Annotated in this window: 11 protein-coding genes; 4 read left to right on the top strand and 7 right to left on the bottom strand. The window is 64.4% G+C overall.

Annotation, left to right across the window (positions count from 1 at the left end):
• Positions 1-72: 72 nt before the first annotated feature.
• Complete coding sequence (locus tag PF66_RS12110) at positions 73-1,077, bottom strand: aldo/keto reductase (RefSeq protein WP_054062820.1); 1,005 nt, start codon at positions 1,075-1,077, stop codon at positions 73-75.
• Positions 1,078-1,201: 124 nt separating this feature from the next.
• Here PF66_RS12110 and PF66_RS12105 point away from each other — a divergent pair, with 124 nt between their 5' ends.
• The gene (locus PF66_RS12105; RefSeq protein WP_054062819.1) at positions 1,202-2,113 is read left to right on the top strand and encodes a LysR family transcriptional regulator; all 912 of its coding nucleotides are present in this window, start codon (positions 1,202-1,204) and stop codon (positions 2,111-2,113) included.
• Between the two features lie 54 nt (positions 2,114-2,167).
• Here PF66_RS12105 and PF66_RS33175 read toward each other — a convergent pair whose 3' ends face one another.
• On the bottom strand, positions 2,168-2,323 hold the full coding sequence (locus PF66_RS33175) for a hypothetical protein (protein WP_192842770.1): 156 nt from the start codon (positions 2,321-2,323) through the stop codon (positions 2,168-2,170).
• A gap of 177 nt (positions 2,324-2,500) precedes the next feature.
• On the opposite strand from PF66_RS33175, the gene PF66_RS12095 reads away from it, so the two are divergent.
• Positions 2,501-2,689 carry a hypothetical protein gene (locus PF66_RS12095; protein ID WP_054060316.1) on the top strand — a complete coding sequence of 63 codons (189 nt, stop codon included), beginning with the start codon at positions 2,501-2,503 and terminating at the stop codon, positions 2,687-2,689.
• Positions 2,690-2,772: 83 nt separating this feature from the next.
• Here PF66_RS12095 and PF66_RS12090 read toward each other — a convergent pair whose 3' ends face one another.
• Positions 2,773-3,150 carry a fe2+ zn2+ uptake regulation protein gene (locus tag PF66_RS12090; RefSeq protein WP_054060315.1) on the bottom strand — a complete coding sequence of 126 codons (378 nt, stop codon included), beginning with the start codon at positions 3,148-3,150 and terminating at the stop codon, positions 2,773-2,775.
• Between the two features lie 299 nt (positions 3,151-3,449).
• On the opposite strand from PF66_RS12090, the gene PF66_RS12085 reads away from it, so the two are divergent.
• Positions 3,450-5,777, top strand: a complete 2,328-nt coding sequence (locus PF66_RS12085; protein ID WP_054062818.1) for an acylase — start codon at positions 3,450-3,452, stop codon at positions 5,775-5,777.
• Between the two features lie 52 nt (positions 5,778-5,829).
• Here the strand turns inward: PF66_RS12085 and PF66_RS12080 are convergent, their stop codons facing one another.
• Together PF66_RS12080 and PF66_RS12075 are read right to left on the bottom strand one after the other, a co-directional pair.
• On the bottom strand, positions 5,830-6,825 hold the full coding sequence (locus PF66_RS12080) for a FecR family protein (RefSeq protein ID WP_054062817.1): 996 nt from the start codon (positions 6,823-6,825) through the stop codon (positions 5,830-5,832).
• Between the two features lie 140 nt (positions 6,826-6,965).
• Positions 6,966-7,880, bottom strand: coding sequence for a LysR family transcriptional regulator (locus PF66_RS12075; protein WP_054060312.1), 915 nt, complete (start codon positions 7,878-7,880; stop codon positions 6,966-6,968).
• 86 nt (positions 7,881-7,966) lie between these two features.
• Between PF66_RS12075 and PF66_RS12070 the strand changes: the two genes are divergently transcribed.
• The gene (locus tag PF66_RS12070; protein ID WP_054062816.1) at positions 7,967-8,893 is read left to right on the top strand and encodes a carbon-nitrogen hydrolase family protein; all 927 of its coding nucleotides are present in this window, start codon (positions 7,967-7,969) and stop codon (positions 8,891-8,893) included.
• Here the strand turns inward: PF66_RS12070 and PF66_RS12065 are convergent.
• Both PF66_RS12065 and PF66_RS12060 read right to left on the bottom strand, forming a co-directional pair.
• The gene (locus tag PF66_RS12065) at positions 8,884-9,441 is read right to left on the bottom strand and encodes a GNAT family N-acetyltransferase (protein ID WP_054060310.1); all 558 of its coding nucleotides are present in this window, start codon (positions 9,439-9,441) and stop codon (positions 8,884-8,886) included. The genes PF66_RS12070 and PF66_RS12065 overlap by 10 nt on opposite strands.
• Before the next feature lie 72 nt (positions 9,442-9,513).
• On the bottom strand, positions 9,514-9,981 hold the full coding sequence (locus tag PF66_RS12060; protein ID WP_054062815.1) for an LEA type 2 family protein: 468 nt from the start codon (positions 9,979-9,981) through the stop codon (positions 9,514-9,516).
• Positions 9,982-10,088: the final 107 nt, after the last annotated feature.

Below are 10,088 nucleotides of genomic sequence, written 5' to 3'. Positions count from 1 at the left end.
GCGCACGCCTGCGCCCTGTAGGAGCCGGGCTTGCCCGCGAAAGCGACCCCAGGACCGCATGCTGCTCCAGGCCTAGCGATTGAGCCCCTGCATCACCGCCTCCGCATAACGGCTACCGGCCGCCGCGTCCATGGGGAACACCTCGTCCAGCGCCCGCAACTCGGCAGCGCTCAGCCGTACTTGCAGCGCCGCGACATTCTCTTCCAGGTACTTGCGCTGCCGGGTCCCGGGAATCGGGATCAGGTAGTCACCCTGGGCCAGCACCCAGGCCAGCGCCAACTGGCCGGTCGTGACGCCTTTTTCTGCCGCCAACGCGCGGACCTGCTCGACCAGTTGCAGGTTTTTGGCGAAGTTCTCGCCCTGGAAACGCGGGTTGTCGCGGCGGAAGTCGTCGGCGGCAAAGTCCTCCGGAGTTTTCAGCGACCCGGTCAGAAAACCACGCCCCAGCGGGCTGTAGGGCACGAACGCGATTCCCAGCTGTTGGCAGGCCCGCAGGCAGCCATTGTGCTCCGGGTCGCGGCTCCATAACGAGTACTCGCTTTGCAGGGCGCTGATCGGATGGACCTTGTGCGCCCGCTCCAGGGTGCTCGCCGAGGCTTCGCTCAAGCCCAGGTAGCGCACCTTGCCGGCCTTGACCAGCTCGGCCATGGCGCCGACGGTTTCCTCGATGGCCACCTGCGGGTCGACCCGGTGCAGGTAGTACAGGTCCAGGGTGTCGATGCCCAGGCGCTGAAGGGTACCGTCGATAGAGCTGCGCACATACTCCGGCCGCCCGTTGACCCCGCGCAGCGCGGGGTTGGCCGGGTCGCGCAGGATGCCGAACTTGCTCGCCAGGAACACCTGGTCGCGCTTGCCGACCATGGCCCGGCCGATCAGTTCCTCGTTGCGGTAGGGGCCGTACATGTCGGCGGTATCGAACAGGGTCACGCCCAGTTCGAGTGCCCGGTGCAGGGTGGCGATGGCTTCGCGGTTGTCGTTGTCAGTGTTGCCGGTGGTGTAGAAATCGCTCATGCCCATGCAGCCCAGGCCAATGGCGGAAATCTGCGGGCCGTTCTTGCCCAGTTGGCGAGTTTGCATCGCTGACGCTCCGTTGAGGTGAGGTTGGCCCATTTTGGTCCTCGACAAAAAGCCGATAAACCGGCTAAAAGTGTTATCACTGTTTGTATTTTCCAAATAATCTTTGCCAAAGAATGGACGGCCAATGGACCGCTTCAACGCCATGCGCGTGTTCACCCGGATCGTCGAGCTGGGCGGTTTCGCCAAGGCCGCCGACAGCCTGCAACTGCCGCGGGCCTCGGTGACGATCCTGGTCAAGCAGTTGGAGGCGCACCTGGGCGTGCAACTGCTGCACCGCACCACCCGCCAGGTCAGCACCACCCTCGATGGCGAGGCCTACTACCAGCGTTGCGTGCAACTGCTGGCGGACCTGGAGGAGACCGAGGCGGTATTCCGTTCCGCGCGCCTGAATCCCCGTGGCACCCTGCGGGTCGATATGCCGGCGGCCATCGGCCGCTTGATCGTGATCCCGGCCCTGCCGGAGTTCACCGCGCGTTATCCGCTGATCGAGCTGGAGATCGGCCTGAACGATCGCCCCGTCGACCTCATTCGCGATGGGATCGATTGCGTGCTGCGCGGCGGCGCGGTGCTGGATGAGTCGCTGGTGGCGCGACCGCTGGTGACCATCGAGCAACTGCTCTGCGCCAGCCCGGCGTACCTGCGCGAGCAGGGCGTGCCGCAGTCGCTGGAGGCGCTGGCCGGGCATCGCATGGTCGAATACTTCTCCAGCGTCAGCGGCAGGCGTTATGGCCTGGACATTCTGCGCGACGGCCAGGTGGAGGAACTGCACCTGCCCAGGCAGCTCTCGGTGAGCAGTGCCGATGGCTACCTGGCGGCCTGCGAGGCCGGGTTCGGCCTGGTGCAGATTCCCTACTACCATGTGGTCGAGCAATTGCGTGACGGGCGGTTGTGCGAGGTGCTGCCGGGGCTTGCGCAACCCGGTTTGCCGCTGGCGGCGCTGTACCCGCCACACCGACAGTTGTCGCAACGGGTGCGGGTGTTCGTCGACTGGCTGGTGGAGGTGTGTGCCCGGCCGGGCATCGGCTTCAAGCGTTGAGGGCAAGGGCGCAACAGAAACGAAACGGGTGAGCTGTCGGCTCACCCGTGAATGTCAGCGATGGTAGTAGCCTGGGCCGCCACCGTAATAGCCGGGGCCGCCGTAGTAGCGGTGGTCATGCCAGCCACCGTGGTCGCGCGGCATGATGATGCAGCCGCTCAGTGACAACAGGATCAACGCGGGAATCAGCAGTGTGATTCGACGAAACATGGACACATCCTCATGGTTGAAGGCGGGCAGCGAAAACTCCTGCTCGCCTGTATCATGAGACTGCGTTTTGGTCGGCTTATTCGTCGGGCACTGTAGGTGCTTGGCATGAGTGTCGATACAAAGCGGATACATTTCACCCGAAGCCCGGCGTTCCGGGCTTCCTTCAGGATACATGCAATGACCCAGGCACAACGTTTGAAATACTCGATTCTGGTCGTCCTGGTAGTACTGGGGATCATGTTCGGCCTCACCTACCTGCAGAACATCGGCGTGATCAGCGAGAAGCTGTTCCAGTACATCGCGATTGGCGTGGCGGTGGTGGTGGTGATCATCAACGGCGTGATGCGCCGCAAGGTCAAGCCCTGAAGGCCGGCGCCGCCGGCCCGCAACGGGCGGCGTGCCGACGATGAACGATAACGCGGTATATCTCCATGCCGCGTTGTCGAGTTTCAGTCCTGTTGTTCCAGCGCCGTCAGGGCGTCGGGATGCAGGCTGTAGGTCTTGTCCGTGTTCAGCACCACCACGCCCTCGCTGCACAGGCGCTTGAGCACTTCGCGCACGCTGAGAAAGGACAGCGGAATGTCCAGTTCCAGCAGGTGGCCGTGAACGCCGCGTACGCCCAGGCGTCGCTGGCCGTCGCCGACATTGAGCAGGGCATCGATCACCTTCAGCCGGATCAGGCTGGTGCGCAGGCCAAAATGCTTGAGCAGTTGGCGAATGCGCTCGTTGCCATTGCGCTCGGCAGGTTTGGCAAACATGGCGCCCGAGCTGTAGGTGGGATCGCGTTGCAAGGAAATACCGTCCGTTGGCCTGTGCTGGTCGTACATGCGAAAAACTCCTTTTCAGAGCCTGATCAGGAAAGTGATGTCTGCTCTCTTTGGATAAAGACGAACGAGGCGGATAAATCATGAAGCTTCGTATGTAGAAAATTTGTCGACATCAGGTCACAGCCGTGTTGTTGGGCTGAACTGCAGCTGTCTGGCCGGCTAAATTTATGCAGTTCCGTTCGTTTCTAAGGGCAGGCATCGGCTGCCCCGTGCTTTGGCGTGGGCGCCGGTTTTTCCAGGCGTCCGAGAGGGGCGAGCCCCGCGCGGCCTGGTTTTCGACGGTCTTATCAGGAGTCTGCGTGATCATTTCCCGGCCATTTCCCAGGTGCTGTCTTGCAACGTTGTTGATCGGCCTGAGCCTGGGCGCCCATGCCCGTTCCCAGGGAGCCGATACCCAGGGGGGCCAACTGAGTGCCGATATCCGCCGCACCACCTTCGGCGTCCCGCATATCCGGGCCAGCGACGAGCGTGGCCTGGGCTACGGCATCGGTTACGCCTATGCCCAGGACAACCTGTGCCTGCTGGCCAATGAAATCGTCACGGTCAATGGCGAACGGTCGAAGTTTTTCGGCCCGCACGAAACCACGGTCGAACAGCGGGACAACCTCGCCAGCGACCTGTTCTTCAACTGGTTCAACAGCCCGGCGGCGGTCTCCGCGTTCTGGCAGGCGCAGACCCCGCCGATGCAACAGCGGATCGAAGGGTATGTCGCCGGTTACAACCGCCTGTTGCGCGAGCGCCAGGCCGAGGGCCTGCCGGTGCAGTGCCAGGGGGGCTGGGTCCGACCGATCACCGTGCTCGACCAGGTCAAGCTGACCCGCCGTCTGCTGGTCGAAGGTGGCGTCGGGCAGTTCGTCGAGGCCCTGGCCGCGGCGGCGCCGCCGGAGCAGACCGCACAACGGCCGTCGGCGGCGTTCCAGGTGGCTGCCGAGCGCATGCAGCGGTTCGCCCTCGACCGTGGCAGCAACGCGGTGGCGATCGGTGGCCAGCGCTCGTTCAACGGTCGTGGCCTGCTGCTGGGCAACCCGCATTTCCCATGGGTCGGCGGCATGCGTTTCTACCAGATGCACCTGACTATTCCCGGCCAGCTCGATGTGATGGGCGCGGCGCTGCCGGGCCTGCCGTTGGTCAACATCGGTTTCAGCCGACACCTGGCCTGGACCCATACCGTCGATACGTCCAGGCACTTCACCCTGTATCGCCTGCAACTCGACCCCAAGGACCCGACCCGCTACCTGCTCGACGGCAAGTCCAGGGCCATGGACAAGCGCCAGGTGACCGTCCAGGTCAGGCAGGAGGACGGCAGCCTGAAGCCGGTCTCGCGGCTGGTCTACAGCTCGGTGTTCGGCCCGGTGGTGCAATGGCCCGGCAAGCTCGACTGGAATCGCGAGGTGGCGTTCAGCCTGCGTGATGCCAACCAGGATAACGACCGGGTATTGCAGCAGTGGGCTGAAATGAATCGCGCCGACAGCCTCAAGGCGTTCCAGGCGGCGGTGCACAGGATCCAGGGGATTCCATGGGTCAACACCCTGGCGGTGGATGATCGTGGGCAGGCGCTGTACATGAACCTGTCGGTGGTGCCGTACGTGGATGCCGACAAGCTGCGCGAGTGCAGCGATCCGCGGGCTGGCTACGAGATGATCGTGCTCGACGGCTCGCGCCGTGCCTGTGCCTGGCGTGTCGCCGCGAATGCCCCCCAGAAGGGGATTTTCCCGGCGAGCCGCCTGCCGCAACTGGAGCGCGGCGACTATGTGCAGAACTCCAACGACTCGGCGTGGATGGTCAACCCGGCGGCGCCGCTCAAGGGGTTTTCGCCGCTGATCAGCCGCGAGGACCAGCCGTTGAGTCCGCGTGCACGTTTCGCCCTGGAGCGACTGGAGCGCCTGAAGCAGGCCGGGCCGGTCAAGGTCGAGGACTTGCAGGCGATGGTGATGGACAACCAGGTTTATCTCGCCAGCCAGGTGCTGCCGGATCTGCTGCAGTTCTGCAGCGCCGACCTGGGGGCGGACGCCGCGACCCTGGCGCCACTGTGTGCCAGCCTCAAGAGCTGGGACCGGCAGGCCAATCTGCAGAGTGGCGTGGGGTTCGTGCACTTCCAGAACGTCATGGCGCAGTTGCTCGAACAGGAGGATATCTGGCGAATCGGATTCGACCCGGCCAACCCCCGGCATACACCGCGTGGGCTGAACCTCGGGCAGGCGCAGGTGGCCAGTGCCGTGCGCGAGGCGATGCTGGCGTCGGTGGCGAGCGTGGACAAGGCGGGACTGACGGCTGACACGCAGTGGGGCGATGTCCAGCAGGTCGGCCTGGGCGGGCACCCGGTGCCGGTGCATGGCGGGCCGTCGACGCTGGGTGTGTATAACGCGATCCAGAGTGTGCCCGCCGAGGGCGGCAAGCGGGAAGTGATCAGTGGCACCAGCTATCTGCAGGTGGTCAGCTTCGATGAGCAGGGGCCACGGGCGCTGGGGTTGCTGGCACCGTCATTGTCCAGCGATCCGGCGTCGGCGCACTTCCGTGACCAGACCGAGGCGTTCTCGCAGAAGGCCTGGAGTGTGCTGCCGTTTACCGAGGAGCAGATCAGGGCTGACAAGGAATATCGGCTGCAGGTGATTGGCGAGAAGTACTGAGGCAGGCCATTGCCATAAGGGTGGGCTTCCACGGATGGCCTGAGCAGGCTGCTCAGGCCTTGGGCTTTTCCCGCGGGATGGCGTTGAGCACCGGATTGCCGTCCTTGTTCTGGGTCAGGTAGACCGGCAGGACCTTGGGCAGCGAGATGACCAGTTTCTTCACCTCGGCGGTGCTGTAGATCCCGCCGATGCGGATCCCGCCGGTGTCCGCATCGGCCAGCAGCACTGGCATGGCCAGGTAGCGGTTGATCAGCGGCAGGGCGTCGGCCAGGCTCAGGTTGTCGAGGATCAGCTTGCCGTTGCGCCAGGCCAGGGACGTGTCATTGGCATAGGTCTGGCTGATCTGCGGCTCATAGTCGCCGGCCTTGTAGCGCGCCTGCATGCCCGGATCGAGGCGGTAGCCGCCGGGCTGGCTGCTGTCGCTGTTGACCAGCACGGAACCTTGCAGCAAGGTCACCCGCACCTGGTCCTCATACATCCAGACGTTGAAGCGGGTACCGGTGACCCGGATCTGGCCCTTGGCGGCCTTCACCACGAAGGGGTGCTCGGCGTCATGGCTGACGTCGAAAAAGGCTTCGCCCTTCTTCAGCGTGACCCGCCGTTGATCCTTGTAGTTGCTGTAGGTCAGCTGGCTGCCCAGGTTCAGTTCCACCTGGCTGCCATCGGCGAGGGTGATGTGCTCGACCCGGTTGCCGGCTTCGAAGGTCTGGTAGGAGCTGGGTATCCAGCCCAGGCTCCAGCCGATGTAACCGGCCAGGGGAATGGCCAGCAGGCTGCTGGCCGCCACGCCATAACGCGACCAGTGGCGGCGCTTGACGGGCAGTGGAATGACTTCAGCCTGCGGCGGCCGCGGCAGGTGGTCGGCGACCTCCCAGATCTCCAGCATCGCCTCGTATTCGCTGGCATGCAGCGGGTCGGCCTTGAGCCAGGCGGCGAATTGCTCCCGTTCGGCATCCGTACAGTCCTGCTCATGCAGACGCATGCACCAATGCGCGGCGGCATCGGTGATCGCGTCGTACTCGGCTTCTGAGAGGATCTGCTCTGTCATTGACTCTTCCCTATTTCCTACATTCTAACCTTCCCCGGTGCCTGCCGAGAACACTAGATGGCAAATGCATATCAGGTCAGGTTGGATTTTTCCCCCGAATTGTCCTGAAAACCGGCTACGGGTGGGGTGTCCATGATGACTCAGGCAATGTGAAAACATTGAAAAATGGCCGCCTGTACCTTCAACACCGCCGGGTCGAGGGACACGCTGGTGCGCCAGCCCAACTCGATCGGGTAGCGCGGCAGGGGCATGGGGCAGGGTAGCAGGCTCAGCCCGCCGAGTTCGGCGATGGCCTGGGCGGCATGGGCTGGAATGGTGGCGACGGCCTGGCTGCCCTTGAGCAGGTAGGGCAATGCCGCGAAATGGCTGGTGGAGGCGCTGACGTGCCGGCCCAATCCCAGGCCGGCCAGCGCTTCGTCAGTGATGCCGATGAAGCCGCCGGACGACACCAGGATATGTTCACGGGCGACGAACTGCTCCAGGCTCAGCCCGGTCTGGCCGGCCTCCAGGCTCTGCGGGTCGACCAGGCAAAGGTAGTCGCCTTCGCCCAGCACCCGGCGGCTGAGCAGGCGTTCGGCGAAGCCGCCAGCGGTGATGGCCAGGTCGAACTGGCGTTGCATCAGGCCTTCACCGACGATCTGGCTGTGGGTCTGGCGGAAGATCAGGCGCAGACGGGGTGCCTGGATAGCGATCAGTTCCAGCAGACGGCGACCGTAGGCAATCTCGAAATCGTCCGACAGCCCGATGATCACCGAGCGGCCCTCGTAGTGTTGGGCCTGCGGGTCGACCAGCGCCAGGCTCTGCCGGCACTTGTTCAGGGCTTCGCTGATCACCGGCTTGAGCTGGTTGGCGCACAGGGTCGGTGCCAGGCCGCGGCCGGTACGCACGAACAGCGGATCGCCATAGACCTCACGCAACCGGCGCAGGGCGGCGCTGATGGCCGACTGGGTGACGCCCAGGCGCACGGCCGCGCGGCTGGCGCTGGACTCGTCGTGCAGGGCCTCGAAGACCTTGAGCAGGTTCAGATCCAGGGTCTTGATATTCGTGTTGTTCATATCATTCAGTGATGAAGTGGTCTTTATTCATGATCGACTTCGCCGCGACAATCTGCAACACGAACTCACGTCATGGAGAACCGCTCATGTCCAAATCCATCGTTGCCGCCTTGCAGATCGGGTCCTTGCCGGGTGGCAAGGGCGAGACCCTGGAACAGATCCTGTCCTACGAACAGGCGATCATCGACTCCGGCGCCTGCCTGGTGGTGATGCCGGAAGCGCTGCTCGGCGGCTACCCGAAGGGCGAGACCTTCGGCACCCAGCTGGGCTACCGCCTGCCGGAAGGGCGTGAAGCGTTCGCCTGTTATCACGCCAATGCGATCGACGTTCCGGGCCCGGAAACCGAGGCACTGGCCGGGCTGTCGGCCCGCACCGGGGCCAACCTGGTACTTGGCGTGATCGAGCGCAACGGTCACAGCCTGTTCTGCACCGTGCTGTTCTTCGACCCGCAGGCAGGCCTGGTGGCCAGGCACCGCAAGCTGATGCCGACCGGTACCGAGCGGCTGATCTGGGGCAAGGGCGACGGTTCGACCCTGCCGGTGGTGGAAGGCAAGGCCGGGCGGATCGGTTCGGCGGTCTGCTGGGAGAACTACATGCCGTTGCTGCGTACCGCGATGTACGCCAAGGGCGTGGACGTCTGGTGTGCACCGACGGTGGACGAACGGGAAATGTGGCGGGTGACCATGCGTCATGTCGCCTGCGAGGGCCGCTGCTTCGTGGTCACCGCCTGCCAGGTCCAGCCCTCGCCGGCGGCGCTGGGCGGCAGTGTCGAGAACTGGCCGGACGAGCGCCCGCTGATCAACGGTGGCAGCCTGATCGTCGGGCCGATGGGCGATGTGCTGGCCGGGCCGCTGGTGGGCGAAGCCGGCCTGCTGACCGCCGAGATCGATACCGACGAGCTGGTACGGGCCCGCTATGATTTCGACGTGACCGGCCACTATTCGCGTCCGGATGTGTTCGAACTGCGAGTGGACGAGCGGGCCAAGCCGGGCGTGCGTTTCATTCAGGACTGAGGCGTCAGGCCGCGCCGCCATTGCTCACGGGTGATTTCCCAGATATCACAGGGCAGTCGCCCGCTGACGAAGGCGCGCTCCTCGCTACGGATCAGGCGCATGCCCTCACGCTCCGAAACCCGTCGCGAGGCCAGGTTTGGCGCGGCCTTGGGGACGCGCAGCAGTGGCCGGTCGAGGACTTCGAACCAGTAACGGGTGACCACGCGGCTGGCCTCGCTCATCAGCCCCTGGCCCTGCCACTGCGGTGCGAGCCAGAAGCCGCGGTTGTTGTCGGTTTCGTTCATCAGGCTGATGGAGCCGATCATCTGTTCCGGTGCCGTCTTCAGGCGCATCGACCAGTGCCATTCCTCGCCGCGTTCGACGGCGGGCAGCGCGATATCACGCAGATAGCTCAAGGCGCCGTCGTCCGGATAGGGCCAGGGCACCAGGGCGTTGAGATAGCGCACCACTTCCCAGTGCGGGAACAGTTGCTGGACGGCGGGTGCGTCGGCGAGCGTCATCGGTTGCAGGATCAGCCGTTCGCTGTGCAGGGTGGGGTATCTGTCCATGATGCGTGCCGTCCCGGGCGGAGTCGAAAGGCTCCTTATAACAGCCTTTCGTGTCGCCCAGCAGGTGCTGGTTCACCAGCGGCTGGTATTGGAACCCGGCAGGTCCAGGCGGCCCCGCTCGACGAAACGCATCGTGCCGAACGGTCCCCCGGCCAACTTGCCGCGCAGTACGTAGGGCACGCCGTCAAGGCTGCGGGCCTGGCTCAGGCCGAAGGTCTGGCGCAGCATGGAAAAGGCCGAGACACTGACCGGTACCGTCAGCGTTGTTTCGGAAAAGCGCTGCAGCGTGCCCTGCTGGTTGCTGACACCGGAGGCCAGCGGCTGGTCGTTCACCTCCAGGTCGAGGGCTACGCCGTTGTAGGCGATGGCCGTCTCGTTGGGATTCTGCAGGCGCAGGGTCACGGCGAAGCGCATCTCCATGTCCTGGCTGGGCAGTGGCTCGATCCCGACCACGTTGATATTCAACGGGTCGCGACCGGAGAACAGTGCGCAGGCACTGAGGGTCAGCAACAGCAGGCCCAGGCCGAGGAGTTTGCGCATGGTGGAATCCTCTGGATGAATGGCAGGCTCACGATACAGCAAAGCATGGACCCTGCGGCTCCTGACAGTTTCTGACAGGAGTCTCTGCTAGGCTATGTACGAAATCG

Source organism: Pseudomonas asplenii (genome assembly GCF_001293465.1).
Lineage (GTDB): Bacteria > Pseudomonadota > Gammaproteobacteria > Pseudomonadales > Pseudomonadaceae > Aquipseudomonas > Aquipseudomonas fuscovaginae_B.
The sequence above is the reverse complement of the archived record's forward strand: the minus strand, read 5'-3'. Positions and strand labels throughout refer to the sequence as shown.

Excerpts from the sequence above, each read along its gene's own strand:
- PF66_RS12095 (WP_054060316.1), top strand. The coding sequence starts at position 2,501 with ATGACCCAGGCACAACGTTTGAAATACTCGATTCTGGTCGTCCTGGTA.
- PF66_RS12060 (WP_054062815.1), bottom strand. The coding sequence starts at position 9,981 with ATGCGCAAACTCCTCGGCCTGGGCCTGCTGTTGCTGACCCTCAGTGCC.
- PF66_RS12065 (WP_054060310.1), bottom strand. The coding sequence starts at position 9,441 with ATGGACAGATACCCCACCCTGCACAGCGAACGGCTGATCCTGCAACCG.
- PF66_RS12075 (WP_054060312.1), bottom strand. The coding sequence starts at position 7,880 with ATGAACAACACGAATATCAAGACCCTGGATCTGAACCTGCTCAAGGTC.
- PF66_RS12070 (WP_054062816.1), top strand. The coding sequence starts at position 7,967 with ATGTCCAAATCCATCGTTGCCGCCTTGCAGATCGGGTCCTTGCCGGGT.
- PF66_RS12080 (WP_054062817.1), bottom strand. The coding sequence starts at position 6,825 with ATGACAGAGCAGATCCTCTCAGAAGCCGAGTACGACGCGATCACCGAT.
- PF66_RS12110 (WP_054062820.1), bottom strand. The coding sequence starts at position 1,077 with ATGCAAACTCGCCAACTGGGCAAGAACGGCCCGCAGATTTCCGCCATT.
- PF66_RS12090 (WP_054060315.1), bottom strand. The coding sequence starts at position 3,150 with ATGTACGACCAGCACAGGCCAACGGACGGTATTTCCTTGCAACGCGAT.
- PF66_RS33175 (WP_192842770.1), bottom strand. The coding sequence starts at position 2,323 with ATGTTTCGTCGAATCACACTGCTGATTCCCGCGTTGATCCTGTTGTCA.
- PF66_RS12105 (WP_054062819.1), top strand. The coding sequence starts at position 1,202 with ATGGACCGCTTCAACGCCATGCGCGTGTTCACCCGGATCGTCGAGCTG.